Raw genomic sequence first — 25,617 nt, 5'->3', positions numbered from 1 at the left:
AATGAGGTTTCAGGTTTGCTGTGGGGGCCGTCACCCCGGGCTTGCCCCGGGGTCCCGCTTCTTCCTCTTAGCCAGGGCAAAAGCGGGACCCCGGCTCTTCGGCCGGCGTGACGTGAACAGGTTTACTTCAGTGCCGCCTGCGCCGCTGCGAGGCGCGCGATCGGCACGCGGTAGGGGCTTGCCGAGACGTAATCGAGGCCGACCTTTTCGCAGAAGGCGATGCTCGCCGGGTCGCCGCCGTGTTCGCCGCAGATGCCGAGCTTGATGCCGGGGCGCGTCTTGCGCCCGCGCTCGGCCGCCAGCTCGACCAGCTCGCCGACGCCCTCGACATCTAGGCTGACGAACGGGTCCTTGGCGTAGATGCCCTTTTCGACATAGGCGCCGAGGAAGCGGGCGGCGTCGTCTCGGCTGACGCCCAGCGTCGTCTGCGTCAGGTCGTTGGTGCCGAAGGAGAAGAATTCGCCCGTCTCTGCGATCTCGCCTGCCTTCAGCGCGGCGCGGGGCAATTCGATCATCGTTCCAACAAGATAGTCGATGGTCTTGCCACGTTCTGTGAACACCGCCTGCGCCGCCTGATCGACCACCGCCTTCATCAGATCGAGCTCGCGCTTGGTGGCGACGAGCGGGATCATGACCTCGGGGATCGGCGCCGCCCCCGATTTGTCGGCGACGTCGAGCGCCGCTTCGAAGATCGCGCGCGCCTGGGTTTCGTAGATTTCGGGATAGGTGACGCCCAGCCGACAGCCGCGGTGGCCGAGCATCGGGTTGAATTCGTGCAGCTCGGCGGCGCGGCGCTTGAGCACCTCGACGTCAACGTCGGCCGCCGCGGCCACTTCGGCGAATTCGTTTTCCTCATGTGGCAGGAATTCGTGCAGCGGCGGGTCGAGCAGGCGCACCGTCACCGGCAGGCCCGCCATCACCTCGAAGATCGCGGTGAAGTCGCTACGCTGCGCAGGGAGCAGCTTGGCGAGCGCAGCGCGGCGGCCGGTCTCGCTGTCGGCGAGGATCATCTGGCGGACCGCAGTGATGCGGTCGGCGTCGAAGAACATATGCTCGGTGCGGCACAGGCCGACGCCTTCCGCGCCGAAATCGCGTGCGGTCTGGCAGTCGAGCGGGGTTTCGGCGTTGGCGCGCACCTTCAGGCGACGCACCCCGTCGGCCCATTCCATCAGCGTGCCGAAGTCGCCGGCGAGCTCGGGCTGCACGGTAGCGACCGCGCCGAACATCACCTCACCCGACGCGCCGTCGATGGTGATGACGTCGCCTTCGCGAATCTCGCGACCGGCAACCTTCATTACCTTGTCCTTGGCCGAGATCGAGAGCGATCCGGCGCCCGAGACGCAAGGACGGCCCATGCCGCGCGCGACGACGGCGGCGTGGCTGGTCATGCCGCCGCGGGCGGTGAGGATGCCCTCCGCGGCGTGCATACCGTGGATATCCTCCGGGCTCGTTTCGACGCGGACGAGGATGACCTTGTTGCCCGCCGCCTTGCGCTTTTCGGCGGTGTCGGCATCGAACACGACTGCACCGGACGCCGCGCCCGGCGAGGCGGGCAGGCCCTTGGCGATCACGTCGCGCGGGGCGTCGGGGTCGAGCGTCGGGTGGAGCAATTGATCGAGCGCCATCGGATCGACGCGCAGGATCGCCTCTTCGCGGGTGATGAGCCCTTCGCTCGCCATGTCGACCGCGATCTTCAATGCGGCCTTCGCGGTGCGCTTGCCCGAGCGGGTCTGGAGCATCCAGAGCTTGGCCTGTTCGACCGTGAACTCGATGTCCTGCATGTCCCGATAATGCTTTTCGAGCCGGTCGAAGACCGCCGCCAGCTCGGCATACACCTCGGGCATCGCCTCTTCCATCGAGGCGGGCTTGGCGCCGGCCTCTTCGCGCGCGGTCTTGGTGAGATATTGCGGCGTGCGGATGCCGGCGACGACGTCCTCGCCCTGCGCGTTGATCAGGAATTCGCCGTAATAGGCGTTGGCGCCGGTCGAGGGATCGCGGGTGAAGGCGACGCCGGTGGCGGACGTGTCGCCCATGTTGCCGAAGACCATCGCCTGCACGTTGACCGCGGTGCCCCAGTCGGCGGGAATGTCGTTGAGGCGGCGATAGACCTTGGCGCGTTCGGACTGCCACGATCCGAACACCGCACCGACCGCGCCCCACAATTGGTCATGCACGTCCTGCGGGAAGGGCTTGCCCCATTCCTTCTCGACCAGGCTCTTATATTCGGCGACCAAAGCCTTGAGATCGCTGGCGGACAGTTCGGTGTCCAGCGTGAAGCCGTTGTCTTCCTTGGCGATCTCCAGCGCCTCTTCGAAGGCGCCGTGGTCGAGTTCGAGCACGACGTCCGCGTACATCTGGATGAAGCGGCGGTAGCTGTCCCAGGCGAAGCGTTCGTCGCCGGACTTGGTCGCGAGGCCCTCCACGGTCGTGTCGTTGAGGCCGAGGTTGAGGACGGTGTCCATCATGCCCGGCATCGAGACGCGGGCACCGGAGCGGACGGACACGAGCAACGGATTTGACGCGTCGCCGAAGCTCTTGCCGGTAACCCCTTCGATATGGGCGATACCTTGCGCCACTTCGTCGCGCAGCGACTGCGGGAATTGCTCACCCTCTTCGTAGTAGCGCGTACACATGGCGGTGCTGATCGTGAAGCCGGGGGGCACGGGCAGGCCGATCGACGCCATTTCGGCAAGGTTCGCGCCCTTGCCGCCGAGCAGATTCTTGTCGCCCTTTCCGCCGTCCGAAACTCCGCCACCGAAACGGTACACGTATTGGGTCATCGCTGGTCCTTAAGAGCTGACGTGTTGGCCTGATCCCCGGGGAGGAAAGAGCATACCGAACGTTCGGAAGTGGACGATGTGGAATAGGCGTGGGGGTTTGGTTTCTACCCCTCGATTTTCGAAAAGTCGGCGACAGTGTGGACCGCGGCGCGGACACGGGCGAGCAGCGCGAGGCGCGCGGCGCGCTTCGCCGGATCGGCATCGTTGACGGTCACACTGTCAAAGAACGCATCGATCGGCGCGCGCAGCGACGCGAGGGCCGCCATCGCGCGCTCGAAATCCTCGGCCGCAACCGCAGCCGCGGCGGCAGGTTCGGCCGAATCGAGCGCGGCGATCAGATCAGCCTCCGCCTTTTCGGGCGTGTAGGACAGCGTTTTCGGATTCCCCTCGGTATCGGGGGTATAGGCTTCCTTCTTGAGGATGTTGGCGGCGCGCTTGTAGCCGGCGAGGAGATTGGCGCCGTCGTCGGTGGTAACGAAAGCTTGCAGCGCGTGGACGCGGGCGAGCAGGCGGACGAGGTCGTCCTCGCCACCCAATGCGAACACCGCGTCGATCAGGTCGTGGCGGACACCGGCTTCGCGTTGCTGGACCTTGAGGCGGTCGGCGAAGAAGCCTGCCAGAGACGGCAGCCCTAAAAGTACGTTGGTTCTAAAATACGCCCCCGGCCCAAAGACCTCTGCCGGATCAGAGAGATAAGGCACACGCGTCTCGAACCCATGACGCACGAGTGCAACCGGATCATAGGCGCTTCGGTAGGGATCGTCCAAAAGCATCTGCAATATCGGTCGGGACCCTGCCGAAAGTACTTCAACCATCGACATCCGCAAATTTGCGGTCTCAAGCGTGCGCAAAATCGCCAGAGCGGCACGGCGGATAGCAAAAGGATCCTTCGATCCGGTAGGCTGCTCCCCGGCGGCGAAGAACGCCACCAGCGTATCCAGCTTGTCCGCCAGCGACACCGCCACCGTCACCGGCGCGGTCGGCACGTCGTCGCCCTGCCCTACCGGCTTGTAGTGGTCGCGGATGGCGTCGGCGACTTCGCGGGGTTCGCCTTGGGCGGCGGCATAATAGCCGCCCATCAGGCCCTGGAGTTCGGGGAATTCGCCGACCATGCCGGTGACGAGGTCCGCCTTGGCGAGGCGCGCGGCGCGTTCGGCCATGTCGGCGAGGGACGGTCCCTCTCCCCCTGTGGGAGAGGGAGGGAGCGCCGTAGGCGCGGAAGGGTGAGGGGGAGTTTGGGGCGCGACAGTTGCCGCGTCCCCCTCACCCTTCCCACTCGCTGACGCGAGCGGGCCCCTTCCCTCTCCCACGAGGGGAGAGGGAGATTGGATGATACCCTCTTCGACCAGCCAGCGGGCGAGTTTGGCGACGCGGTCGACCTTGTCGGCGACGGTGCCGAGCTTTTCGTGGAAGACGATGTTCGAGAGCTTTGCGGCCTGTTCCTCGAGCGGGGTCTTCAGATCGGTGTCGTAGAAGAAGCGCGCGTCGGACAGGCGGGCGGCGAGGACCTTGCGATTGCCCTCGACGATCTTCGCACCGCCGTCGGTCGCTTCGATGTTGGCGGTACAGACGAAGGCGTTGGCCAGTGCGCCGTCCGCCGAACGGCAGACGAAGTACTTCTGGTTCACGCGCGCGGTGAGCTGGATCACCTCGGGCGGGACGCTGAGGAAGTCGGCGTCGAAGCGGCCGAGCAGCGGCACGGGCCATTCGGTGAGGCCCGCGTTTTCGGCGACGAGGCCTTCGTCTTCGACGAGGGTCAGGCCCGCATCGGCGGCGAGCGCGGTGGCACGGTCACGGATCAGCGCGCGGCGCTCGTCCTGATCGACGATGACGTGACAGGCGCGCAGCTTTTCGACGTAATCCGCGGCCGAGCCGATGGTGATCTGGCCCGGGTGGTGGAAGCGGTGGCCGTAGGTGGCGACGCCGGAGCGGATACCGGCGATCTCGACGTCGACGAGGGTTTCGCCGAGCAGCGCGACGATACCGTGCAGCGGGCGGACCCAGCGCAGCGATTCGGTCGAGGCGGAGGCAGCGCCCCAGCGCATCGACTTCGGCCAGGGGAAGGCGCGGACGATCGCCGGGATCGCTTCGGCGAGCACGGCGGCGGTGGCGCGGCCAGGCTTTTCGGTGATGGCGTAGAGGACGCCGTCACGCTCGGTCAGCTGGTCGCGCGTCAGGCCGGTCTTGCGCAGGAAGCCGGCGAGCGCCTGTTCGGGGGCGTTGGCCTTAGGGCCCTTCAGCTCTTCGCTGACCGCCTGCGTTTCGGTCGGCAGGCCGCGCGCGATCAGCGCGAGGCGGCGCGGCGTGGCGTAGGTGACGGTTTCTGTGGCGGCGAGGCCGGCCTTGGCGAGTTCGGCAGCGAACAGGCGGGCGAGATCCTCCCGCGCCTTGTCCTGCATACGCGCGGGGATTTCTTCGGAGCGGAGTTCGAGGAGGAAGTCGGTCATTGGGCGGCGCCGAAGAAGAGGTTTGATTCACGCGAAGACGCGAAGACGCGAAGAGGATTTGGTTCGCGCAGAGGCGCGGAGAGCGCAGAGGTGTTACGCTCGACGCGGAGCGTCCCTTCACAACCGCTACCGCTCGACATGTGCTGGCCGCTCATGCGGCCGGATTGCCGCAGGCGGCTCTGCGTCCTCTGCGCCTCTGCGCGAAACCCCTTCGCGTCTTCGCGGCTTAGCGTGATCATCAAGGCGCTCACGCCGCCCATCCGTTCTTTTCCATCCAGGCGCCGCAGGCGCCTTTGGCGAGGTCGCGGACGCGGCCGATATAGGCCTGGCGTTCCGCCACCGAGATGACGCCGCGCGCTTGGAGCAGGTTGAAGGTGTGGCTGGCCTTGATCGCCTGTTCGTAGGCGGGGATCGGTAGACCGGCCGCGAGGCTGTTCTCGCATTCCGCCGCGGCCTTCTTGAAGGCGTCGAACAGCGTGGCGGTGTCGGCGACCTCGAAGTTCCACGTCGACATCTGCCGCTCGTTTTCGAGGAAGACGTCGCCATAGCTGACGCCGTGATCGTTGAAGCGCAGGTCGTAGACGTTGTCGACGTCCTGGATGTACATCGCGAGGCGCTCGAGGCCGTAGGTCAGCTCGCCCGCGACCGGCTTCATGTCGAAGCCGCCCATCTGCTGGAAATAGGTGAACTGCGTCACCTCCATGCCGTCGCACCACACTTCCCAGCCAAGCCCCCAGGCGCCGAGCGTGGGCGATTCCCAATCGTCTTCGACGAAGCGGATATCGTGTTTGGTCATGTCGACGCCGATCGCGGCGAGCGACCCCAGATACAGGTCCTGCAGGTCGGGCGGCGACGGCTTCAGGATGACCTGATACTGGAAGTAATGCTGCAGGCGATTGGGGTTTTCGCCATAGCGGCCGTCGGTCGGCCGGCGGCAGGGCTGGACGAAGGCGGCGTTCCATGTCTCCGGCCCCAGCGCGCGCAGCGTCGTGGCGGGATGGAAGGTGCCGGCGCCCATTTCCATGTCGTACGGCTGGAGGATCACGCAACCCTTGTCGCTCCAGTAATCGTGGAGCGTCAGGATCATCTTCTGGAAGGAAAGCGGTGTGGCAGCCATGACGCGCCCGGCTTTGGCCGATGGCGCCGCGTCTAGCAAGTGGTGCGGCGCGGCATTAGGTGAAGGTCTGGCCCCACCACCCGGATACGTCCCCGCATGATACGAACCCTTGCCGCCGCCGTGTCCGCGGTCGCCTTGTGCCTGTCGCTGCCGGCCTGTGCGCAGCAACCCGCCCAGGCGCCCGCGCGCGCCGCGAACGATGCCGATCCGGCGCTGTGGGTGGTGAAGGGCAAGCAGACGACCATCTATCTGTTCGGGACGATCCATGTGTTGAAGCCGGGCCTCACCTGGTTCGACGAGGCGGTCAAAAGCGCGTTCGACAAGGCGGACGAGGTGAAGCTGGAGATCGTGATGCCCGATCCCGCCACAATGCAGGGGCTGGTGCAGGCGACCGGCGTCGCGCCCGCCGGCACGCCGCCGCTGACGCAGCGCCTGCCCGAGGGCAAGCGCGCGGCCTTTACCAAGGCGGTGACCGATCTCGGGCTGCCGGCCAATGCGCTCGACCGGTTCAAGCCGTGGCTCGCGGCGACGCAGCTGTCGGTCGCGCCGCTGTCGAAGCTGGGGTACGACAGCGCCAACGGGCCGGAAGAGGTGATCACCGAAGCGGCGAAGCAGGCGCACAAGCCGCTGTCGGGGCTGGAGACGCCGCAGCAGCAACTGGGCTTCTTCGGCAGCCTGTCGGATCAGGCGCAGCTCCAGTTCCTGGAAAGCACGGTCGACGAATTGCCGACGCTGGACAAGCAGATGGCATCGATGGTCGACGAATGGGCGCGCGGCGACCCCGAGGCGCTGGCGCGCGAGATGAACGACGAGCTGAAGAGCTCGCCCGAGGTCGCCAAGGTCCTGCTGGTGGATCGCAACCGCAACTGGGCGCAGTGGATCAAGCAGCGGATGACCAAGCCGGGAACGGTGTTCATCGCGGTGGGCGCGGGGCATCTGGCGGGACCGGATTCGGTGCAGGCACAGCTCGCCAAGCTGGGGCTGAAGGCGGAGCGGGTGAAGTATTGAGCACGAGACCGTAACCCGACACCCGTTCGCCCTGAGCTTGTCGAAGGGCGGGTTTCCACAAGCGCCGTCGTCGCCTGTGGATACCCGTGCTTCGACAGGCTCAGCACGAACGGAAGAAAGGTCATGCCCGAGCAACTCGGTTGCTTTTTCCCGCCCTTCCCGCTATGCGCGCCCGCTTCCGGCCTTGGTCATCCCTGGAGGCGAGGCTGCGGAAAGACACTTTAGCACGTTTCGGAAGGTATTCTGCATGAGCGACACCATTACGCTCGCAGCCGAGACGCGCGACCGGGTTGGCAAGGGAGCCTCCCGGGCGCTGCGTCGTGACGGCCGCGTCCCCGCCGTTATCTACGGCCAGAACAAGGAGCCGGCCTCGGTTCATCTCGAGGAGAAGGCGCTGGTCAAGGCGCTGATGACGGGTCACTTCATGAACTCGGTCATCATGGTCGGCGGTCAGCGCACGCTGGCGAAGGACGTTGCGTTCCACCCGGTCACCGACCGTCCGGTCCATGTCGACTTCCTGCGCATCGGTGAGCACACCACCGTCACCGTCGCGGTGCCGGTCGTGTTCGCGGACGAGGACGAGTGCCGTGGCCTGAAGCAGGGCGGCGTGCTCAACATCACCCGCCACGAGGTCGAGCTGGTCGTCGACGCCGCCGACATCCCCAGCGAGATCACGATTTCGCTGAAGGGCCGCGAGATCGGCGATTCGATCCACATCAGCGACGTCAAGCTGCCCAAGGGTGCGACGCCGGCGATCGAAGACCGCGACTTCGCGATCGCGACGATCGTGCCGCCGACCGTCCCGACCGCCGAGGACGAGGCGCTCGAGGCCGAGGTCGCCGAGACCCAGGCTGCCGAAGCCGCCGCAGAGTCGGATGCCGAGAGCGACGAGGATTCGGCCGAGGGCTGATCCGGATCGATCCGGTTTGCGAAAGGGGCAGGGTGGCGAGCAGCTCCCCTGCCCTTTTTGTTATCACCGTCATTCCCGCGAAGGCGGGAATCCATAACCTCTGACGTCTGCGCTCCTGCCGTGAGGTCAGCCAGTCTGGATTCCCGCCTTCGCGGGAATGACGAATACCGGTAGGAGGGCGCGCCTTGCGCCAACGTTGAGGAAAGACACCGCGCCATGCAGATCTGGGCAGGCCTGGGCAATCCGGGGCCGCAATATGCGATGCACCGGCACAATGTCGGGTTCATGGCGCTCGACCTGATCGCCGACATGCACGGCTTCGGGCCGGTGAAGAAGCAGTTCCAGGGCTGGACGCAGGAAGGGCGGATCGGCAGCCATAAGGTGCTGCTGCTGAAGCCGGCGACCTTCATGAACGAGAGCGGCCGCGCGATCGGCGAGGCGTTGCGCTTCTACAAATTGGGGCCGGATGCGCTGACCGTGTTCCACGACGAGCTCGACCTCGCGCCGTTCAAGGTGAAGGTGAAGCGCGGCGGCGGCACCGCGGGGCATAATGGGCTGCGCTCGACCGACCAGCATCTGGGGCCGGAGTTCCGCCGGGTGCGGATCGGCATCGGCCACCCGGGGCACAAGGATCGCGTTACCGGATATGTGCTGGGCAATTACGCCAAGGCGGAGATGGACCCGCTGTCCGACATGCTGGGCGCGATCGGGGCGGAGGCGCCGTGGCTGGCGGAGGGCGACGACGTGCGGTTCATGAACGACGTAGCGATGAGGTTGGCACAATGACCGTGAGGACGCTGTTCGCGACGCGCTTCTATGAGGGCGAGCTGGGCGATGCCGGGCTGATCGAGGAGCTGGAGGAGGCGTGCCTCGATCTGGCGCGCGAGGATCGCGCCGGCGTCGCCTGGTCGAAAGCGCATGGCTATCGCGGCTATACCTCCTATGCGTCGCTGAACGACCTGCCCGCGCGCGACCCGCGCTTTGCCGACCTGGTCAAGCTGCTGAACAAGCATGTCGCGCGCTTTGCGGAGGCGTGCGCGTTCGATCTGGGCGGGCGCAAGCTGAAGCTCGACAGCCTGTGGGTCAACGTGCTGAAGCCCGGCGGCACGCATTCGGGGCATATCCACCCGCATAGTGCGGTAAGCGGCACGATCTATATCGCCACCCCGGCGGGCGCCGGCGCGCTGAAGCTGGAGGATCCGCGGCTGCCGATGATGATGGCGGCCCCAACGCGGCGCGCCGATGCGGGCGAGGATCACGCGACCTTCGTCTATGCCGAGCCGAAGCCGGGCAGCGTCTTCCTGTGGGAAAGCTGGCTGCGGCACGAGGTGGTGCCCAACGCCGCCAAGGGCGAGCGGATCAGCATCAGCTTCAACTATCGGTAAGGCCGGCCATGGCTTTGCCGTAATCGCCGGTCAGCTTTCCCCGAAATCGGGAGAGCGAACCCCATGCGGCTGGCGATGATGATGGCGATGCAGGCGGTCGCGGGCCCGCCGCTGCCGGCGGACATGCGGCCGGTGAAGCCCGCCCCTGCCCCGGATGCGCCCAAGGCCACGTGCGGCGAGCCCGACGCCGACGGCACGATCGTGATCTGCGGACGACCCGTCGATGCCAACCGGCTGCGCCCCGTCGACGAGACGCGCTACGCCGAAAAGCCGATCCGCGCGCGGACGACGATCGGCAAGGTTGGGGTATCGGGCGAGGCGGAACAGGGCAGCCTGCCCAACGGCATGAGCAGCCCACGCGCGATGATGAAGTTCAAGGTGCCGTTTTAGAGGTCTCTCATCACTCCTTCCGTCACCCCGGCTCAAGGCCGGGGTGACGGGCTGGGAGGGGTACAGCGCGACAAGCCGTCGTTCACCTGTCGCTGCTATCCTGCGACTCATGTCCATCACCAAACGCCAGATCGGCCTTGCCGCCGTCATCCTACTCGCACCCGGCGGGTTCATCCTGGGGGCGGCGTTGCTGGCCAATCGCTATCGCAAGCCTGCTGCGGAACCAGCGACGGAATCCGAAACCCCGCCGAAGTCCTGAATGGTTTCCTGAACGGAACGTTGTGCCCAGTTCATGCAACCGTCATTATAGCCCGACGTTATCGAAACCACAGTCAAACGATGACGGGAGATTCAGATGCGTAAGTTGATGCTGGCGATGGGGTGTGCCGCGATGGTCGTACCGGCGACGATGGTCGTTCCGGTCTCGCAGGCGGGCGCACAGCGCTACAAGTATCGCGAATGGCGCGACAACCGCGGTCGCCTGCGCTGCCGCAAGCCCGATGGCACGACGGGTGCCGTCGTCGGCGCGGTCGGTGGCGCGCTGCTGGGCCGCACGATCGACACCCGCGGCGACCGGACGCTGGGCACGCTGGGCGGCGCAGTCGCCGGCGGCCTGCTGGGTCGCGAGATCGAGCGCAGCGGTGGCAACCGTCGCTGCCGCTAAGCTTCGGATAAATTAGACCGGAACGGGCGCTGTGGGGCAACCTGCGGCGCCCGTTCTGCGTATGGCCTCGTGAAACACGAGGAGACGTATATGACGACCCGCAGCGCATCGGCCCGGTACGAGGGCCTGGGCAAGGACGGCAAGGGCCATATCTCGACCCAGTCGGGCCTGCTGACCGACGCCCAATATGGCTTCAACACGCGGTTCGAGGACGGCCCCGGCACCAATCCCGAAGAGCTGATCGCCGCGGCCCACGCCGGCTGCTTCACGATGGCGCTCGCCTTCGCGCTGGCTGGCGCCGGCAAGACGCAGGGCAATCTGGAAACCAAGGCGAAGGTGACGCTGGAGAAGGACGGCGACGGGTTCACCATCACGCGGTCCGACCTGACGCTGACGGGCCATGTCGACGGCATGGAGCGCGACGAATTCGAGCGGATCGCCAATGAGGCGAAGGCGGGCTGCCCGGTGTCCAAGGTGCTCAACTGCGACATCACGCTGGATACCACGTTCGGCTGATCGACCGCGCCGCCGGCGCCTGTCGCGGGGATGAACCGACGGTAGTTTTCGGTTCACGCAACTCCTTGTGCGCGATGGCGGTTCTTTGCCCACATCATCCGAAAGGAGCCAAGACGATGCGTATTACCCTTCTGACCGCCGCGCTGGCGGCGACCACGCTGAGCGCGATCCCCGCGCAGGCGCAGGACACGCGCCGCGAAGCGGATCGTGAATATCGCAACGAGGTGCGCGATGCGCGCCGCGACTATCGCAACGACCTGCGCGATGCCGATTCGCGTCGTGACGTGCGCGATGCGCGCCGCGAATATGCCGAGCAGGTGCGCGACGCCCGCCGCGATCGCCGCGAGGACCTGCGCGATATCCGCCAGGATCGCCGCGACGATTGGCGCCGCTATCGCAACTACGACTATAACCGCCTGCCGCCGGGCCAGCGCGCCTATTATGCGGAAAACTATTATCGCGATGGCCGCTATTACCAGCCGCGCCGGCTGACCCGGAACGACCGCATCTATCGCGGCGGCAACGGGCGCTATTACTGTCGTCGCAACGACGGAACGACCGGCTTGGTGGTCGGCGGCCTGGCCGGCGGTGCGCTGGGCAATGTGATCGCGGGCGGCGGATCGCGCCTGCTCGGCACGCTGATCGGTGCGGGCGGCGGTGCGCTGCTAGGCCAGTCGATCGATCGCGGTCAGGTAACCTGCCGCTGATCGTTCAGCGACGCTGACGATACGGGCTCGGTCGAAAGACCGGGCCCGTTGTCGTTTAGAAGATGCCGCCGCCGAGGCTGAGGCGGATCGCGAAGATGACGATCAGCACGAGATTGAGGTTGCGCCCGCTGGTCGAGGACGACAGCGCGCCCACTGCGGCGCCGAGGATGCCGATTGGGATGACCAGCCAGTTCATCCAGCCGAGCAGCGGCACGAACGCGACCAGACCCAACACCAGGGTGACGAGGCCGATCGCAACGGAGATGATGTTCAGCATGACACGAACATGGCCCCTGCCCCATCGCACGGCAAGATGCGGGGGCAACCGGCGAAGCGCGCGTTAACCAAGCCCGCGGATAGCGACTTAACGGCCGATGCGCCATGGTCGCCCGCGATGCATGCGAATCGCCTTCTTGTCGCCGCTGCGCTGTTGCTCGCCGGATGTGCCAAGCCGGCGGCGACGCAGCAGGACCTCGACAGCCTGGACAAGGAACTGACCGCGGGCGCGACCGGGAACGAGCGCGACCCGGCGCTGACCGCGGCGCTGCGCGACCAGATCATGGTCGATCCCGCGCTGACCCAGACCGCCAATACCGACGCCGTGCGCCCCCCGAGCCGGCCGGACCCGCTGTCGATCCCCGCCGACCCCACCGCCGGCCGGCTGGATGGCGTCACCGCTGCCGACCTGAAGCCGACGCCGCCCGCCAAGGGCGACTGCCCGTCGTGCAAGGCGGCGGCGGGGGCGCTGACGCTGGCCGAGCTGGCGGCACGGCAGCGGCCGGCGGATGCGGGCTGTGCGCAGCGCGTCTCCTATTCCGCCACCTGGGCGGCGCGCCTGCCCGCCGCGGTGCCGCTTTATCCCGACGCGCGCGTGCAGGAGGCGGCGGGCAATGATGCGTGCGGACTGCGCGTCGTCAGCTTTGCGAGCAGTGCGCCGGCTGCGCGCATTCTCGACTGGTACAATGCGCGGGTGACGCGAGCGGGCTATAGCGCGGAGCATCAGGCTGAGGGCGACGAGCATGTCCTTGGCGGCACCCGCGGCGATGCGGCCTATGTGGTGCATGTGACGCCGGGGCCGGGCGGCGGCAGCCGGGTGGACCTGCTGGTCCGGTAGCGCACGTACCGGCCGCGGGACCGATCGGCGCTTGCCTTCGGCTCGCCCACGCCCATATTGTGCGATGCAGCAAGACGGGTTCGCCGATGATCCCGCCCGGTCGGAGACCCCAACATGCCCCGCTTGTCGGACACGATCGGTCGCCTCGTCGGCCAGCGCATGGCCGATGCCATGACGGTCGCCCATGGCGAAGACCGCCTGAGCGACCTGACCGATTTCGGCCCCAATCCGGGCAATCTGCGGGCGCGTGTTTATGTGCCGGCGCAGCTGCAACCCCGGCCCGCGCTGGTGGTGGTGCTGCACGGCTGTACGCAGACCGCGGCGGGTTATGACATCGGCGCGGGCTGGTCTCAGCTCGCCGACGAAGCCGGGTTCGCGCTGCTGTTCCCCGAGCAGCGGCGCGCCAACAATCCCAACCTGTGCTTCAACTGGTTCGCGCCCGAGGACATGGCCGGCGGCCATGGCGAGGTGGCGTCGATCCGCGCGATGATCGCGGCGATGGTTGCGGCGCATGGCATCGATCCGTCGCGTGTGTTCGTCACCGGCCTGTCGGCGGGCGGCGCGATGGCGGCGGCGATGCTGGCCAATTACCCTGAGGTGTTTGCGGGCGGCGCGATTATCGGCGGCCTGCCCTATGGCACCGCGCAGGGCGTCAGCCAGGCGCTGGAGCGGATGCGCGGGCGCGACCTGCCCGATGGCCCGGCGCTGACCGCCGCCGTGCGGGGCGCCAGCCGCCACGACGGGCCGTGGCCGACACTGTCGGTCTGGCATGGCGGCACCGACGCCACCGTCCACCCCGCCAATGCCGAAGCGCTGCTGAGTCAATGGCGCGGGCTGTTCGGGATCGGCGAGACACCTGCCGAGGAGGCGCTGGTCGGCGGCAATCCGCATCGCGTGTGGCGTGACCGGCATGGCCGCGCCGTGATCGAGGATCATCGTATCCTCGCCATGGGCCATGGCACGCCGATTGCGACGCAGGGTGCCGAGGCCGCCGGTCAGGCTGGGCCGTTCATGCTGGATGTCGGCCTGTCCTCGACCCGGCGGATCGCCGCCTTCTGGGGCATCGCGCGGGCGGTCGGCCCGGCGCAGGCGCGCGCGGGCGGTGCTGGCGGCGTGCGGGATGGCGGCGTGGCGGGGATCGTGAACGATGCGCTGCGGGCGGCGGGGTTGTTGCGGTAAGTGATCGGCTGAAGCGCCGCCCCCCCTTCGTCACCCCGGACTTGTTCCGGGGTCCACCGGGCAGCGGGGGGATGGCTGGAGCCTCTAATCGCCCCCCTCGCCGCGGAGTGGACCCCGGAACAAGTCCGGGGTGACGGGGTGGAGGGGGCAGCGTCGCCCAGGATCGCACCCCCGCATTTCCTCTTTGTGCGAACTTGCTCTAGGGCAGCGATCATGCCTCCTCTTCTTCTCGTCATGGCCGGCGGTGCGCTGGGTTCGGCGGCGCGGTATCTGACCGGCCGGATCGCCCTCACCGCGCTCGGCCCGAACTTTCCTTATGGTACGCTGGCCGTGAACCTGATCGGCGGGCTGCTGATGGGCCTGCTGGCGGGTGTGCTCGCACGGATCGGGGGCAGCGAGAACTGGCGCCTGTTTCTGGGCATTGGCGTGCTGGGCGGGTTCACGACCTTTTCGTCGTTCAGCCTCGACGTCGTGACGCTGGTGGAGCGTGGCGCGGTCGCCACGGCGGCACTGTACGTCTTCGTATCGGTCGCGGGCGCGATCGGCGCGCTGTTTGCCGGGCTGATGCTGGCCCGCGGCCTGTTCGGGAGTGCGGCGGCATGAGCGGCGACGAGGGCGGCATCCGCCAGTTCAACGTCGGCTATGACGACGATGGTATCCGGCTGGATCGCTGGTTCAAGCGGCATCTGCCCGACACGAGCTTCACCACCGTCGCGAAATGGGCGCGCACCGGCCAGCTGCGCGTCGATGGCGCGCGCGCGACGCCGGGCGACCGGATCAAGGCGGGCCAGACGCTGCGCGTGCCGCCGCCCGAACCCGAGGTGAAGGACGAGACGGGCGCCATCGTCGCCAAGCCGAAGCGCGAACGGCCGCCGCTGAGCGAGGACCAGATCGCCTTCGCGCGCGAGATGGTGATCCACAAGGATCTGCAGGCGCTGGTCCTCAACAAGCCGCCGGGCCTTGCGACGCAGGGCGGCACCAAGACCGCCGAGCATGTCGACGGGCTGCTCGATGCACTGCAATATGATGCCGAAGGGCGGCCGAAGCTGGTCCATCGCCTCGACAAGGATACGTCGGGCGCGCTGCTCATCGCGCGCACCAGCCGTGCCGCCGCCTTCTTCGCCAAGGCGTTTTCGGGGCGGACCGCGCGAAAGGTCTATTGGGCGCTGGTCGTCGGCGTGCCGTCGATCGAGGATGGCATGGTCGACCTGCCGATCGCCAAGCAGCCGGGCACCGGCGGCGAGAAGATGCACGTCGACGAGGAGAACGGCCAGGCCGCGCGCAGCCGCTATCGCGTGATCGAACGCGCGGGCAACCGCTGCGCCTGGGTGGAGCTGCAACCCTTTACGGGCCGCACGCACCAGCTGCGCGTACATATGGCGGCGATCGGCCATCCGATCGTCGGCGACGGCAAGTACGGCGGCGCGGCGGCGTTCCTGACCGGCGGGATCAGCCGCAAGATGCACCTGCACGCCCGGCGCATCCGCGTCGACCATCCCGATGGCGGCAGCATCGACGAGACGGCGAGCCTGCCGACGCACTTCGCCGAAAGCCTGAAGAGCCTGGGCTTCGAAGAAGCGCAGGGCGATGCGCTGCCGCTGGAGGAGCCCAAGAAGGGCCCGCCGCCCAAGGACGTTCTGAAGCAGCGCGCCAAGGCGCATGCCAAGACAATGCGCAAGGAAAACCGCGGCGAGCGACGGCGGCGTGGCGCGGCATCGACCGGCAAGGATGGCGGCAAAGGCAGCGGTCCAAAGGCGGGTAAGCCGAAGACGGGTGGCCCGAAAAGCAGTGGTCCGGGCGGCCGCCGGGGCTGATGCACCCCAATCCGCTCTTCCGGCCGGAGGCGGCGGCACTGCTGGCGGAGGCCGAGCGGATCGGCTTCGCGCATATCTTTGCCGCGACCGCCGATGGCCCGATGGTGGTGCATGCACCGGTGACGCTGCATGCCGACGGTTTGCGCTTTCATGTCTCGCGCGCGAATCGGATCGTCCGCCATCTGGAGGGCGCGGCGGTGGTGGCGAGCGTGGCGGGGCCGCACGGCTATGTCAGCGCCAACTGGTATGCGGTGCCGGGCGACCAGGTGCCGACGTGGAATTACCAGACGATCGAGATCGACGGCGTGGCGCATGAGGTGGATGCCGCGGGCCTGACCGAACAGCTGGACCGGCTGGCGGCGCTCCACGAGCCGCAAGACAATCCCTGGGATCGCGGCAAGCTGGCGCCCGAGGCCTTTGCGAAGCAGCTGTCGGGGATTCGCGGCTTCGCCATCACCGTCAGCGCGGTGCGCGGCACGACCAAGCTGAGCCAGAACAAGACCGCCGCCGACCGGGCGGGAGTGATCGCGGGCTTCGATCGACAGGGCAAGGACGACATCGCCGCGCTGATGCGGTGGGCGGCCGCGAAGGACTAAAGTCGGGATTCGGTGGCTGAGCGGTTTGGGACGAAGCGGGGCCCCGACTCAAGGCCGGGGGTGACGGTGGTTACATGGGGGCGAGCGATTTGCGCTTTCCGCTTGCGCCCTTGCCCGGTAGGCGTCGGGGGATGACCAAACTCGCCGTGTTCGACTGCGACGGCACGCTCGTCGATAGCCAGGCCAATATCTGCCAGGCGATGGAGGATGCGTTCCGGATCGCCGCTCTGCCTGCGCCGCCGCGCAGCGCGATCCGCCGGATCGTCGGCCTGAGCCTGGTCGAGGCGATCGCGACGCTGCTACCGCAAGCGGAGGATTCGCTGCACCGGCAGATGGCGGCGGATTACAAGGCCGCCTTCTTCCACCTGCGGACGACCGGCGCGATGGCGGAGGAGCCGTTGTTCGACGGGATCGCCGCGGTCTTGCAGGGCCTCGCGGACGATGGCTGGCTGCTGGGTGTGGCGACGGGCAAGTCGGACCGCGGTCTTGCGCATATTCTGGCGCATCATGGCCTGACCGACCATTTCGTCACACTGCAGACCGCGGACCGGCACCCATCCAAGCCCGACCCCGCGATGCTGATTGCCGCGATGGACGAAGCGGGCGCGACGGCGCAGGAGACGGCGATGATCGGCGACACGAGTTTCGACATGGCGATGGCCAAGGCCGCGGGCGCGCGGGCGGTGGGCGTCGCCTGGGGCTATCACGACGTCCGCGATCTCGCCGACGCGGGCGCGGACGTGGTGGCGGAGCGCGTGGCCGCGCTGCCCGGGCTGCTGGCATGAGCGGCGATGCCCTCGCCCGGCGCCGCTGGCTGGCGATGGTCGGCAGCCGCATCGCCGGCAGCCTCGGCGCGGTGTTCGGCCTGATACTGGCCGTGCGCGCGCCCGATATGGTCACCAAGGTGCTGGGTGTCGCGATCACGCTGTCGGCGCTCGTCGTCGTCGCCACGGTGCCCGCCGCCCTCGCCCACCGCTGGCGGACGCCGCCGACGTCATGAAGCGCTTCTGGACAGAGGTGGCGGTCGACGCCGATCGGGTGGTGACGCTCGACGGGCGGCCGGTGCGCACGCCGGGACGCGTGCCGCTGGCGCTGCCGACCGACGCGCTGGCAGAGGCCGTCGCGGGCGAATGGCGCGCGGTGCCCGAGGTGGTGGATCCGCGCGCGATGCCGCTGACCGGCCTGGCGAATGCGGCGATCGACCGGATCGCGGCCGACCCCGCGTCCTTCGCCGCCGGGCTGGCCGCCTATGGCGCGAGCGACCTGCTTTATTATCGGGCCGAGTCGCCCGACGATCTGATCGCGCGGCAGCAGGCGGCATGGGACCCGTGGCTCGACTGGGCCCGGACCCGCTACGACGTCCATTTCGAGCCGACCGCGGGGATCATCCACCGCGCCCAGCCGCCCGCGACGCTGACGCGCCTCGGCGAGGCGGTGGCGACGCTCGACGCCTTCCACCTCGCGGGCCTGTCGCCGGTGGTGACGATCACCGGGTCGCTGGTGCTGGCGCTCGCGTTGATCGAGCAGGCGGGCGATCCCGATACCCTATGGGCCGCCGCGCATGTCGACGAGGATTGGCAGGCGGAATTGTGGGGCAGCGATCTGCTGGCCGAACAGGCGCGGGCGAACAGGCGGCGAGAGTATGACGCCGCCGTCGCGTTTCTGGCCGCGCTCGACTGACCGGCGTCAGGCGGTGACTGCCCTCGGCATCACCGCCGCCTCGTAATCGCTCTCGGCCAGCCGGATCAATTCCCGGTCGTCGTGCTTCCATGGGTGGAAGCCGGGCAGGAAATAGGCGGCCCAGACGCCCGCAACCTTGCGCGCCATGCCGGGATTGCCGAACGCATACCAGGCGAGCCGCGCCCAGACGCGCGGACCGGTGAGGCCATCCTGCCGCAACAGCTCCAGCATGCCGCGCGTCCGGCCGACGAAGAAATGCTTGGTCGTCATCAGCATGACGAACGACTTGACCCACCAGCGGCGGAAGCGCGGCCAGTCGCGCGTGGCATGCAGCCAGGTGTCGTAGGCGACGCCCTTGTGTTCGATCTCCTCGGCCGCGTGCCACAGCCACAGAGCGCGCGCCTGTTCCTCGCCGCCCGCAAGATGGCGGGGATTGGCGATCAGCTCATGCGCCAGCATCGCGGTGAAATGTTCGAGCGCGGTCGTCGCCGCAAGGCTGGCGATCGGCGGGCGGCCCTTGGTCAGCGCCAGTGCCGCGTCGACGTCGCGGTCGAGCCGCGTCACGTCATAGCCCTGGTCGGTGACATGGCGGTTGAACGCGACATGTTCGCGCGTGTGCAGTACCTCCTGCTTGATGAAGGCGTTGATTTCGCGCGTCAGGCGCGGCGACGTGCCCTCGCGAAAGCGGCGCACGCTGTCGACGAAGAAGCCCTCGCCCTTTGGAAAGGTGACGGACAAGGCGTTGTAGAAGGCGGTCGCGATCGGATCGTCGTTCAGCCACCAGCGCCCCATCCGGGCGCCACGACCGAAGCGGCGATCGCGCGCGGTGATGACCAGATCGTGCGGCGTGGTTGCTTTCGCCATGATTTCCTCCGTACTAGGACGATATCCGCATTTGCTTACACCAATGTAAATAGGCCATCGTCCTGAGCGCTTCAACCCCCGTCCCGGCCCCTTTGCGCCGCCGCCTGTCCCCCACCGAAAGCCGGGAAGCCGCGCTGATCGCCGCCCAGCAATTGCTGGTCGAAAGCGGCCCGCAGGCGGTGACGCTGAAGGCGGTCGGCGCGCGGATCGGCCGCACGCATGCCAATCTGCTGCATCACTTCGGATCGGCGGAGGGGCTGCAACAGGCGCTGATCGCGCGGATGGCGGCGCAGATCACGGGGGTGATTCGCGATGCGGTGCTGGGCAACCGCGGCGGGGAGCCCGATCCGCGGCGCATCGTCGACCTCGTCTTCGATGCCTTCGACAGCGGCGGCGCGGGTGCGCTGGCGAGCTGGATGATCCTGTCGGGCAATCGCGATGCGCTCGATCCGATCCTGTCCGCCGTCCACGATCTGGTCGACGAACTTGCCGATGGCGTGCAACCACCCGAGCGGCCGATCCAGGAAGAGACGCTGCACCTGATGCTGATGGCGCTGGGCGATGCGCTGCTCGGCGCGGCGATGGCGCGCGCGCTCGACCTGCCGCGCAGCAAGGCGCGCGATCTGGCCGTGGGCATGCTGCTGCGCAACGAAGCACCGGGCGAGACGCCCGCGTGAGACGCGATCAATAGCGCCTGCAACACCGACAATGGCCAAGCCCCTGATGCGGCACGCCCTCTTTCCCTAAAGAGGCCGCATCGAGTGGATGACCTGGCATGAAACGCGTTTTAGCTCCCATCTGTCTGGTCATCGGCCACAAGCGTTCGCGTCGTCGGGTCTGGTCGGACGGATCTCGGTGGCGGTGTACGTGCAGCCGCTGCGGCACCGAATTGGTCAAATCCCAGAGCGGTGGAACGTGGGGCGCACTCGATCGGTCCGAACGCGATCCCGCCTGATGGCGCCGATCGTGGGACGGATGCGCGTTGCTGCCGAACCGCTTGTCGCGGCCTAGGGAGTGACGATGCGGCCGGCCGGCGTTGCGATGGGGGTCGCGATGCCGGTCGGTGGCAGGCCGCTGGCATGCATCGCGTGATAGTCGCCCGGCGTCATGCCATAGGTTTCGCGGAACGCGCGGCCCAGATAGGCGGCGTCGCAAAAGCCCCATCGGTCGGCGAGCGCTGCGATCGTCTGGCGGTCACCGCGCCGCTGCAAGGCCTCTGCCACCTTGGCCAGCCGGCGCGCGCGGATATAGGCCTGCACGCCGCCCTCATCCTGCAACAGGCGATACAGCGTCGAACGCGACACACCGAGCGTGCGGCTGAGGCGGGCGACGCTGAGCGAGGGCGAGCCGAGGTTGCGTTCGATTTCGTCGCGCAACTGGACGCGCAGCGCGCGGTCATGCTGTTCCTTGTCGCAGGGACGCTCGCCGAGGCTGGCATGGACCACCAGCGCGAGCAGGTCGACGACGGTCTGCGCCAAGGCGGGGCCGCTGCTTGCAGGCAGGTGACGGGCATGGTGCCGCAGCGCCCTGAGGTGGCTGGTCAGCAACGCCGCCTGCTCGGCGGGCACGACATGGCCGTGCAGGCTGCGGACCGAGGGCAGGACACGTTCGGCGAGCGCGCGCGGCAGCACGAAGCTGGTCGAAACCGAGGCTTCGGACACATGCGTGTTGCCCAGCGCCATGTCGGTCAGCACCACCGCGCCATCCCGCGCGCGGACGTCGCGATCGCCCATCCGACCCCAGGCACCGCCGGCGTGCCGCACGTTGACGACGAGCCCGTCGGCCTGATCGCGCAGGTGCGCTGCACCGCGGTGCCAGTCCTGCGCCGAGATATGGACGTGGTTCAGCAACATCGTGCCGAGATCGAGCCCTTCGATCCGCGCCTGGAACGGCTGGGTCGGCCGGGTTTCGAAATGCTGTGAGAGATTGCGGATGTCGGAATCGCGCCACGCGCTGAACCGGTCCCGCTCCGCCAGCGCTGCCGTATCGAAAAAGGGAATCCAGCCCAAGCGGGAGGATGATGGCGCCGAAGGGAAGCGTTCGTTCTCAGGGACCTGCGACATGGTGCTGACGATAGAGTTTGGTCCCGAACCGGTCCATAGCCATGACGGCCTATATCCTGCCGCCGGTGCGCGTCAGACCCGCGGATGGGCGGCGTGCATCGCGTGATAGTCGCCGGGCGTCATGCCATAGGTCTCGCGAAAGGCACGCCCCAGATAGGCGGCGTCGCAAAAGCCCCAGCGCTCGGCCAGCGCCGCGATCGTCCCCCGCCCGCCCTCACGGCGCAGCGCCTCCGCGACCTTTTCCAGACGGCGCGTGCGGACATAGGCCTGCACGCCTCCTTCGTCCTGCAACAATCGGTACAAGGTCGAGCGCGAGACGCCGAGCGAACGGCTGAGGCGTGCCACGGTGAGCGAGGGGGAGCCGAGATTGCGTTCGATCTCGTCGCGCAGCTGGACGCGTAAGGCGCGCTCATGCCGATCGCGATCCACCGGCCGCTCTGCGAAGCTCGCCGCGACTGATACCGAGAGCAGATCAAGGATCGTCTGCGCCAGCAGCGGCCCGCTGGCCGCCGGCATATGCTCCGCCTGCCCGCGCAACAGCGCCAAATGCGACACGAGCAAAGCGGCATGTTCGGGCGCAACGACATGGCCGTGCAGCGCGCGGGTCGATGGGAACAGACGCTCCACGTCCGCCCGCTTCAACGCCATGCCGGTGCTGATCGAGGCTTCCGAGAAATGGTGTTTCGGACGCGCCATGTCGGCGATGACGATCGATCCGGTCGGCGCGATGGCCTCCCGCCCGTCCATCTCGAAGATCGCGGCGCCGGCATGGCGCACGCTGATCACGAAATCGTCATTGTCGTCGCGTGCCGCTTTCTGGCGCGTGCGCTCCCACTGCTGCGACGTGAACACCGCGTGGCCGATCCCGAACGTGCCGAGATCGAGCCAGTCCATCGCCGCCGCAAAGGGTTCTTCCGGCACGGTTTCGTAGCGGGTCGACAGATTGGCGACGTCGTCATCGCGCCAGACCTCATAGCGCTCGTTTGCCGGCAAGGCGGCGGTATCGAAAGCGCGCACCCACCCCAGCCGAGCGGGGGGTGGCAACGGGGCTTGGGGATCAGACGCCGACTTCACTGTGCCCCTCATAGCGCTACTCATTCTGGCGGTACAACCTCGTCGCCATGCGGGGCGTGGGGATGCGCCGGCAGGGGTGGCCGTTCGCGCGCCTTTCGCTAAAGAGGCGGCATGCATTTCCTCGACCAAGCCAAGATCTTCGTCCGCTCGGGCACCGGCGGCCCCGGAGCCGTCAGCTTCCGGCGCGAAAAGTTCATCGAATATGGCGGCCCGGATGGCGGCAACGGCGGCAAGGGCGGCGACATCGTCTTCGAAGCGGTGGCCGGCCTGAATACGCTGATCGACTTCCGCTACACGCAGCACTTTCGCGCACAACGCGGCCATGGCGGATCGGGCAGCAACCGCACCGGTGGCGGTGGCGACGATCTGGTCATCAAGGTGCCGGTCGGCACGCAGGTGCTGTCCGAAGACAAGGAAGAGGTGCTGCTCGACTTCACCAAGGTCGGCCAACGCGAGGTGTTCCTGCGCGGCGGCGACGGCGGGCGCGGCAATGCGAGCTACAAGACCTCGACCAACCGCACGCCGCGCCAGCACGGCACCGGCTGGCCGTGCGAGGAGGCATGGGTGTGGCTGCGGCTGAAGCTGCTCGCCGATGCCGGGCTGGTCGGGCTGCCCAACGCCGGCAAGTCCACCTTCATCAACGCCGTCACCAACGCGCAGGCGAAGGTCGGCGCCTATGCCTTCACCACCACCCGCCCGCAGCTGGGCGTGGTGCGGCACCGCAACCGCGAATTCGTCGTTGCCGACATCCCCGGCCTGATCGAGGGTGCGGCGGACGGCGCCGGCATCGGCGACCGCTTCCTGGGGCATATCGAACGCTGCCGCGTGCTGCTGCATCTGGTCGATGCCAACGACGCCGATGTCGCCGAAAGCTATCGCATCGTCCGCGACGAGCTCGAGGCCTATGGCGGCGGGCTGATCGACAAGCCGCACGTCATTGCGCTCAACAAGATCGACATGCTGGACGACGAACTGATCGAGGCGCTGTCCGCCGAACTCGCCGAGGCGAGCGGCGCGGACGTCATCCCGCTGTCCGGCGCGGCCGGCACGGGCGTCGACTGGGTGCTCGACCGCCTGCTCGACAGCATCGGGCCCGGCCCCGAAGCGGTGCCCGACAGCGACGAGGGCGAAGACGAGATCAGCTGGTCGCCGCTCTGATCCCATGCAGGACGCACTCTTCCCGCCGACCGCCTGCTCTCGCCTGATCGTCAAGGTCGGGTCGGCGTTGCTCGTGGCGCCGGATGGGGCGGTGCGGCGCGCGTGGCTGGCGACGCTGGTGGCGGATATCGCCGCGCGCGTCGCGGCAGGGCAGCAAGTGGCGGTGGTATCGTCCGGAGCGATCGCGCTGGGTGCGCGGCGGCTGGCCCTTGCCAAGGGCGGGCGCGCCAGTCTGGAAGATGCGCAGGCGGCGGCGGCGACCGGGCAGATCGCGCTCAGCCAGACATGGGCGGAACTGCTCGGCGCGCACGGGCTGACGGCGGCGCAGATGCTGGTGACGCTCGACGACCTGGAAGACCGGCGGCGCTATCTCAATGCCGCGGCGACGCTGGGGCGACTGCTGGGCCTGGGCGTCGTGCCGATCATCAACGAGAATGACAGCGTCGCGACCGAGGAAATCCGCTTCGGCGACAACGACCGGCTGGCGGCACGCGTCGCGCAGGCAGCGGGCGCGCAGGGCGTGGTGCTGCTGTCGGACGTCGATGGCCTGTACGACGCCAACCCGCACACCAATCCCGACGCGCGTCACGTCGCACGGGTCGAGCGGATCGATGCGGTCGCGGGGATGGCGGACGGTGGATCGGCGTCGGGCATGGGATCGGGCGGCATGGTGTCGAAGATTGCCGCCGCGCGGATCGCGACCGGGGCGGGTGCGCATCTGGCCATCGCGAGCGGGCGGATGGAGCATCCGTTGGCCGGCGATCCTCGCCATACGCTGTTCGTCGCGGAGCGGGCGGCGTCGGCGCGCAAGGCGTGGCTGGCGGGCGGGCTGACGGCGCGCGGGCGCGTGCATGTCGATGCCGGGGCAGCGCGTGCTTTGGCCGCGGGGGGCAGTTTGCTGGCGGCGGGCGTGACACGGATCGAAGGCGCGTTCGGGCGCGGTGACCTCGTGTCGATCGAGGGGCCGGACGGGACGGTCGCGCGGGGCCTGTCGGAATATGACGTCGCCGAGGCGGTGCGGCTGGTGGGCACGCGGTCGGAGGAGCAGGCGGCGATCCTGGGCTATGCGCCGCGCGCGGCTCTGGTGCATCGCAACCATCTGGCGTTGGTGTGATGCGGCCCGCCCCGTCATCCCCGCGCAGGCGGGGATCCATAACCTCCGGCGTTGGCGATGGAGCCGAAAGGTTTGCCAGTCTGGATCCCCGCCTGCGCGGGGATGACGGTGGGTGTGGGGCGAGGGTTGGGTCGTGACCACCCTCGCCATCACCGGGGCGACAGGCTTCGTCGGCGGGGCGCTGGTCGAGCGGGCGCTGTCCGCCGGCCATGGCGTGCGCGCGCTCACCCGCCGGCCGCAGCGCGCGCGGGACGGCGTGACCTGGGTCGAGGGCGCGCTCGATCGGCCCGACAGCTTGGCGGCATTGGTCGAGGGGGCCGACGCCATCGTGCATGTCGCGGGTGTCGTCAGCACGCCGACGAAGGCCGGCTTCGTCGCCGGTAATATCGACGGCACGCGGGCGGTGATCACCGCCGCGCAGGCCGCAGGCGTCCGGCGGTTCGTCCATGTCTCGTCGCTGTCCGCGCGCGAGCCGGATCTGTCGATCTACGGCTGGTCGAAGGCCGAGGCGGAGACGCTGGTCGAAGCGAGCGGGCTCGACTGGAGCATCGTGCGGCCGAGCGGCGTCTATGGCCCCGGCGACATGGAGATGCGCGACCTGTTCCGCGCCGCGCGGATGGGCATCGCCCTGCTGCCGCCGCGGGGGCGCGTGTCGCTGATCGCGGTGGACGATCTGGCGCGGCTGCTGCTGGCGCTCGCTACGGCAGAGGTGTCGCCGGCGTTGTATGAGGTCGATGACGGCCATGTGCTGACCCATGCCGCGATGGCGCAGGCGATCGCGCGCGCGGTGGGGCGGAAGCGCGTGCTGACGCTGCATCTGCCCAAGGCGGCGCTGATGCTGGGCGCCAAATTGGATCGCGCGGTCCGCCGCGACGGGGCGAAGCTCACCGCCGATCGTGTCGGCTATCTCGCGCACCCGGACTGGACCGCCCACCCCGCGATGCGACCGCCCGCCGACCTGTGGACGCCGGAGATCGCGCCCGAGCATGGCCTCGCCGCAACGGCACGATGGTATCGCGCCCGCGGGCTGCTATAGC

General features: G+C 68.2%; 29 protein-coding genes. 21 read left to right on the top strand and 8 right to left on the bottom strand.

The features are described from left to right. Positions 1-122 precede the first annotated feature (122 nt). From ppdK to GGR47_RS05075, 4 genes are all read right to left on the bottom strand, one after another. Positions 123-2,780: a pyruvate, phosphate dikinase gene (ppdK, locus tag GGR47_RS05090; RefSeq protein WP_147035478.1), complete on the bottom strand. Its 2,658-nt coding sequence runs from the start codon at positions 2,778-2,780 to the stop codon at positions 123-125. A gap of 104 nt (positions 2,781-2,884) precedes the next feature. Continuing rightward, the gene (gene glyS, locus GGR47_RS05085; protein ID WP_183949444.1) at positions 2,885-5,227 is read right to left on the bottom strand and encodes a glycine--tRNA ligase subunit beta; all 2,343 of its coding nucleotides are present in this window, start codon (positions 5,225-5,227) and stop codon (positions 2,885-2,887) included. Continuing rightward, positions 5,224-5,487, bottom strand: coding sequence for a hypothetical protein (locus tag GGR47_RS05080; protein WP_147036250.1), 264 nt, complete (start codon positions 5,485-5,487; stop codon positions 5,224-5,226). The genes glyS and GGR47_RS05080 overlap by 4 nt, the downstream gene beginning before the upstream one ends. After that, on the bottom strand, positions 5,475-6,344 hold the full coding sequence (locus GGR47_RS05075; RefSeq protein WP_183949443.1) for a glycine--tRNA ligase subunit alpha: 870 nt from the start codon (positions 6,342-6,344) through the stop codon (positions 5,475-5,477). Before GGR47_RS05075 ends, GGR47_RS05080 begins: the two co-directional genes overlap by 13 nt. Before the next feature lie 96 nt (positions 6,345-6,440). Here GGR47_RS05075 and GGR47_RS05070 point away from each other — a divergent pair, with 96 nt between their 5' ends. The 9 genes from GGR47_RS05070 (at position 6,441) to GGR47_RS05030 (ending at position 11,924) form a co-directional block, all read left to right on the top strand. Then, entirely contained in the window at positions 6,441-7,352 is a 912-nt protein-coding gene (locus GGR47_RS05070; RefSeq protein WP_147036251.1) for a TraB/GumN family protein, read from the top strand. Between the two features lie 247 nt (positions 7,353-7,599). Further along, the gene (locus tag GGR47_RS05065; RefSeq protein ID WP_017978312.1) at positions 7,600-8,262 is read left to right on the top strand and encodes a 50S ribosomal protein L25/general stress protein Ctc; all 663 of its coding nucleotides are present in this window, start codon (positions 7,600-7,602) and stop codon (positions 8,260-8,262) included. Between the two features lie 216 nt (positions 8,263-8,478). Further along, positions 8,479-9,048, top strand: coding sequence for an aminoacyl-tRNA hydrolase (pth, locus tag GGR47_RS05060; protein WP_147036252.1), 570 nt, complete (start codon positions 8,479-8,481; stop codon positions 9,046-9,048). Further along, complete coding sequence (locus tag GGR47_RS05055; protein ID WP_017978310.1) at positions 9,045-9,647, top strand: TIGR02466 family protein; 603 nt, start codon at positions 9,045-9,047, stop codon at positions 9,645-9,647. The genes pth and GGR47_RS05055 overlap by 4 nt, the downstream gene beginning before the upstream one ends. A gap of 63 nt (positions 9,648-9,710) precedes the next feature. After that, complete coding sequence (locus GGR47_RS05050) at positions 9,711-10,037, top strand: hypothetical protein (RefSeq protein WP_043060123.1); 327 nt, start codon at positions 9,711-9,713, stop codon at positions 10,035-10,037. Positions 10,038-10,146: 109 nt separating this feature from the next. Then, a complete protein-coding gene (locus tag GGR47_RS05045; RefSeq protein ID WP_167509745.1) occupies positions 10,147-10,296 on the top strand; it encodes a hypothetical protein in 150 nt (49 codons plus the stop codon). Positions 10,297-10,392: 96 nt separating this feature from the next. Further along, positions 10,393-10,701, top strand: coding sequence for a glycine zipper 2TM domain-containing protein (locus GGR47_RS05040; protein WP_018251088.1), 309 nt, complete (start codon positions 10,393-10,395; stop codon positions 10,699-10,701). 90 nt (positions 10,702-10,791) lie between these two features. Beyond that, positions 10,792-11,217, top strand: a complete 426-nt coding sequence (locus GGR47_RS05035; RefSeq protein ID WP_017978306.1) for an OsmC family protein — start codon at positions 10,792-10,794, stop codon at positions 11,215-11,217. Positions 11,218-11,333: 116 nt separating this feature from the next. Beyond that, positions 11,334-11,924: a glycine zipper 2TM domain-containing protein gene (locus tag GGR47_RS05030; protein ID WP_147036254.1), complete on the top strand. Its 591-nt coding sequence runs from the start codon at positions 11,334-11,336 to the stop codon at positions 11,922-11,924. A gap of 55 nt (positions 11,925-11,979) precedes the next feature. Here the strand turns inward: GGR47_RS05030 and GGR47_RS05025 are convergent, their stop codons facing one another. Next, a complete protein-coding gene (locus GGR47_RS05025) occupies positions 11,980-12,201 on the bottom strand; it encodes a hypothetical protein (protein WP_147036256.1) in 222 nt (73 codons plus the stop codon). 117 nt (positions 12,202-12,318) lie between these two features. Between GGR47_RS05025 and GGR47_RS05020 the strand changes: the two genes are divergently transcribed. The 8 genes from GGR47_RS05020 (at position 12,319) to GGR47_RS04985 (ending at position 18,307) form a co-directional block, all read left to right on the top strand. Continuing rightward, the gene (locus GGR47_RS05020) at positions 12,319-13,038 is read left to right on the top strand and encodes a hypothetical protein (RefSeq protein WP_244305075.1); all 720 of its coding nucleotides are present in this window, start codon (positions 12,319-12,321) and stop codon (positions 13,036-13,038) included. A gap of 114 nt (positions 13,039-13,152) precedes the next feature. Beyond that, positions 13,153-14,217 (top strand): extracellular catalytic domain type 1 short-chain-length polyhydroxyalkanoate depolymerase, encoded by a 1,065-nt coding sequence (locus GGR47_RS05015; RefSeq protein WP_147036260.1) that lies wholly within the window; start codon positions 13,153-13,155, stop codon positions 14,215-14,217. Positions 14,218-14,430: 213 nt separating this feature from the next. Further along, complete coding sequence (gene crcB / locus GGR47_RS05010; RefSeq protein WP_183949442.1) at positions 14,431-14,820, top strand: fluoride efflux transporter CrcB; 390 nt, start codon at positions 14,431-14,433, stop codon at positions 14,818-14,820. Beyond that, on the top strand, positions 14,817-16,031 hold the full coding sequence (locus GGR47_RS05005; RefSeq protein WP_147036262.1) for an RluA family pseudouridine synthase: 1,215 nt from the start codon (positions 14,817-14,819) through the stop codon (positions 16,029-16,031). Before crcB ends, GGR47_RS05005 begins: the two co-directional genes overlap by 4 nt. After that, positions 16,031-16,627, top strand: a complete 597-nt coding sequence (locus GGR47_RS05000; protein ID WP_147036264.1) for an FMN-binding negative transcriptional regulator — start codon at positions 16,031-16,033, stop codon at positions 16,625-16,627. The genes GGR47_RS05005 and GGR47_RS05000 overlap by 1 nt, the downstream gene beginning before the upstream one ends. 131 nt (positions 16,628-16,758) lie before the next feature. After that, the gene (locus tag GGR47_RS04995) at positions 16,759-17,412 is read left to right on the top strand and encodes an HAD-IA family hydrolase (protein WP_147036266.1); all 654 of its coding nucleotides are present in this window, start codon (positions 16,759-16,761) and stop codon (positions 17,410-17,412) included. Then, positions 17,409-17,627, top strand: a complete 219-nt coding sequence (locus tag GGR47_RS04990) for a hypothetical protein (RefSeq protein WP_147036268.1) — start codon at positions 17,409-17,411, stop codon at positions 17,625-17,627. The genes GGR47_RS04995 and GGR47_RS04990 overlap by 4 nt, the downstream gene beginning before the upstream one ends. After that, entirely contained in the window at positions 17,624-18,307 is a 684-nt protein-coding gene (locus tag GGR47_RS04985; RefSeq protein WP_147036270.1) for an ATP12 family chaperone protein, read from the top strand. The genes GGR47_RS04990 and GGR47_RS04985 overlap by 4 nt, the downstream gene beginning before the upstream one ends. Before the next feature lie 6 nt (positions 18,308-18,313). Here the strand turns inward: GGR47_RS04985 and GGR47_RS04980 are convergent, their stop codons facing one another. Beyond that, positions 18,314-19,171: a metal-dependent hydrolase gene (locus GGR47_RS04980; RefSeq protein ID WP_147036271.1), complete on the bottom strand. Its 858-nt coding sequence runs from the start codon at positions 19,169-19,171 to the stop codon at positions 18,314-18,316. 92 nt (positions 19,172-19,263) lie between these two features. Between GGR47_RS04980 and GGR47_RS04975 the strand changes: the two genes are divergently transcribed. Next, positions 19,264-19,848 carry a TetR/AcrR family transcriptional regulator gene (locus GGR47_RS04975; protein WP_043060135.1) on the top strand — a complete coding sequence of 195 codons (585 nt, stop codon included), beginning with the start codon at positions 19,264-19,266 and terminating at the stop codon, positions 19,846-19,848. A gap of 330 nt (positions 19,849-20,178) precedes the next feature. Here GGR47_RS04975 and GGR47_RS04970 read toward each other — a convergent pair whose 3' ends face one another. Both GGR47_RS04970 and GGR47_RS04965 read right to left on the bottom strand, forming a co-directional pair. Then, a complete protein-coding gene (locus GGR47_RS04970; protein ID WP_246342843.1) occupies positions 20,179-21,180 on the bottom strand; it encodes a helix-turn-helix domain-containing protein in 1,002 nt (333 codons plus the stop codon). A gap of 126 nt (positions 21,181-21,306) precedes the next feature. Beyond that, complete coding sequence (locus tag GGR47_RS04965; protein WP_147036275.1) at positions 21,307-22,251, bottom strand: helix-turn-helix domain-containing protein; 945 nt, start codon at positions 22,249-22,251, stop codon at positions 21,307-21,309. 168 nt (positions 22,252-22,419) lie between these two features. On the opposite strand from GGR47_RS04965, the gene obgE reads away from it, so the two are divergent. The 3 genes from obgE to GGR47_RS04950 all read left to right on the top strand — a co-directional run bounded on the left by obgE (position 22,420) and on the right by GGR47_RS04950 (position 25,616). Continuing rightward, positions 22,420-23,466 carry a GTPase ObgE gene (obgE, locus tag GGR47_RS04960; protein WP_017978291.1) on the top strand — a complete coding sequence of 349 codons (1,047 nt, stop codon included), beginning with the start codon at positions 22,420-22,422 and terminating at the stop codon, positions 23,464-23,466. Positions 23,467-23,470: 4 nt separating this feature from the next. After that, positions 23,471-24,580, top strand: coding sequence for a glutamate 5-kinase (gene proB, locus GGR47_RS04955; protein ID WP_147036277.1), 1,110 nt, complete (start codon positions 23,471-23,473; stop codon positions 24,578-24,580). 133 nt (positions 24,581-24,713) lie between these two features. After that, positions 24,714-25,616: an SDR family oxidoreductase gene (locus GGR47_RS04950; protein ID WP_147036279.1), complete on the top strand. Its 903-nt coding sequence runs from the start codon at positions 24,714-24,716 to the stop codon at positions 25,614-25,616. The last annotated feature ends 1 nt before the right edge of the window (position 25,617 follow it).

Source organism: Sphingomonas aquatilis (assembly GCF_014196115.1).
In the GTDB taxonomy this organism is placed as follows: domain Bacteria; phylum Pseudomonadota; class Alphaproteobacteria; order Sphingomonadales; family Sphingomonadaceae; genus Sphingomonas; species Sphingomonas aquatilis.
Note: the sequence above shows the minus strand (reverse complement) of the source record. Positions and strands in the feature narration are given on the sequence as shown.

What these genes read in the sequence shown, in the direction of transcription:
- ppdK (WP_147035478.1), bottom strand. Translation starts at nt 2,780, where the DNA reads ATGACCCAATACGTGTACCGTTTCGGTGGCGGAGTTTCGGACGGCGGA.
- glyS (WP_183949444.1), bottom strand. Translation starts at nt 5,227, where the DNA reads ATGACCGACTTCCTCCTCGAACTCCGCTCCGAAGAAATCCCCGCGCGT.
- GGR47_RS05080 (WP_147036250.1), bottom strand. Translation starts at nt 5,487, where the DNA reads ATGGGCGGCGTGAGCGCCTTGATGATCACGCTAAGCCGCGAAGACGCG.
- GGR47_RS05075 (WP_183949443.1), bottom strand. Translation starts at nt 6,344, where the DNA reads ATGGCTGCCACACCGCTTTCCTTCCAGAAGATGATCCTGACGCTCCAC.
- GGR47_RS05070 (WP_147036251.1), top strand. Translation starts at nt 6,441, where the DNA reads ATGATACGAACCCTTGCCGCCGCCGTGTCCGCGGTCGCCTTGTGCCTG.
- GGR47_RS05065 (WP_017978312.1), top strand. Translation starts at nt 7,600, where the DNA reads ATGAGCGACACCATTACGCTCGCAGCCGAGACGCGCGACCGGGTTGGC.
- pth (WP_147036252.1), top strand. Translation starts at nt 8,479, where the DNA reads ATGCAGATCTGGGCAGGCCTGGGCAATCCGGGGCCGCAATATGCGATG.
- GGR47_RS05055 (WP_017978310.1), top strand. Translation starts at nt 9,045, where the DNA reads ATGACCGTGAGGACGCTGTTCGCGACGCGCTTCTATGAGGGCGAGCTG.
- GGR47_RS05050 (WP_043060123.1), top strand. Translation starts at nt 9,711, where the DNA reads ATGCGGCTGGCGATGATGATGGCGATGCAGGCGGTCGCGGGCCCGCCG.
- GGR47_RS05045 (WP_167509745.1), top strand. Translation starts at nt 10,147, where the DNA reads ATGTCCATCACCAAACGCCAGATCGGCCTTGCCGCCGTCATCCTACTC.
- GGR47_RS05040 (WP_018251088.1), top strand. Translation starts at nt 10,393, where the DNA reads ATGCGTAAGTTGATGCTGGCGATGGGGTGTGCCGCGATGGTCGTACCG.
- GGR47_RS05035 (WP_017978306.1), top strand. Translation starts at nt 10,792, where the DNA reads ATGACGACCCGCAGCGCATCGGCCCGGTACGAGGGCCTGGGCAAGGAC.
- GGR47_RS05030 (WP_147036254.1), top strand. Translation starts at nt 11,334, where the DNA reads ATGCGTATTACCCTTCTGACCGCCGCGCTGGCGGCGACCACGCTGAGC.
- GGR47_RS05025 (WP_147036256.1), bottom strand. Translation starts at nt 12,201, where the DNA reads ATGCTGAACATCATCTCCGTTGCGATCGGCCTCGTCACCCTGGTGTTG.
- GGR47_RS05020 (WP_244305075.1), top strand. Translation starts at nt 12,319, where the DNA reads ATGCATGCGAATCGCCTTCTTGTCGCCGCTGCGCTGTTGCTCGCCGGA.
- GGR47_RS05015 (WP_147036260.1), top strand. Translation starts at nt 13,153, where the DNA reads ATGCCCCGCTTGTCGGACACGATCGGTCGCCTCGTCGGCCAGCGCATG.
- crcB (WP_183949442.1), top strand. Translation starts at nt 14,431, where the DNA reads ATGCCTCCTCTTCTTCTCGTCATGGCCGGCGGTGCGCTGGGTTCGGCG.
- GGR47_RS05005 (WP_147036262.1), top strand. Translation starts at nt 14,817, where the DNA reads ATGAGCGGCGACGAGGGCGGCATCCGCCAGTTCAACGTCGGCTATGAC.
- GGR47_RS05000 (WP_147036264.1), top strand. Translation starts at nt 16,031, where the DNA reads ATGCACCCCAATCCGCTCTTCCGGCCGGAGGCGGCGGCACTGCTGGCG.
- GGR47_RS04995 (WP_147036266.1), top strand. Translation starts at nt 16,759, where the DNA reads ATGACCAAACTCGCCGTGTTCGACTGCGACGGCACGCTCGTCGATAGC.
- GGR47_RS04990 (WP_147036268.1), top strand. Translation starts at nt 17,409, where the DNA reads ATGAGCGGCGATGCCCTCGCCCGGCGCCGCTGGCTGGCGATGGTCGGC.
- GGR47_RS04985 (WP_147036270.1), top strand. Translation starts at nt 17,624, where the DNA reads ATGAAGCGCTTCTGGACAGAGGTGGCGGTCGACGCCGATCGGGTGGTG.
- GGR47_RS04980 (WP_147036271.1), bottom strand. Translation starts at nt 19,171, where the DNA reads ATGGCGAAAGCAACCACGCCGCACGATCTGGTCATCACCGCGCGCGAT.
- obgE (WP_017978291.1), top strand. Translation starts at nt 22,420, where the DNA reads ATGCATTTCCTCGACCAAGCCAAGATCTTCGTCCGCTCGGGCACCGGC.
- proB (WP_147036277.1), top strand. Translation starts at nt 23,471, where the DNA reads ATGCAGGACGCACTCTTCCCGCCGACCGCCTGCTCTCGCCTGATCGTC.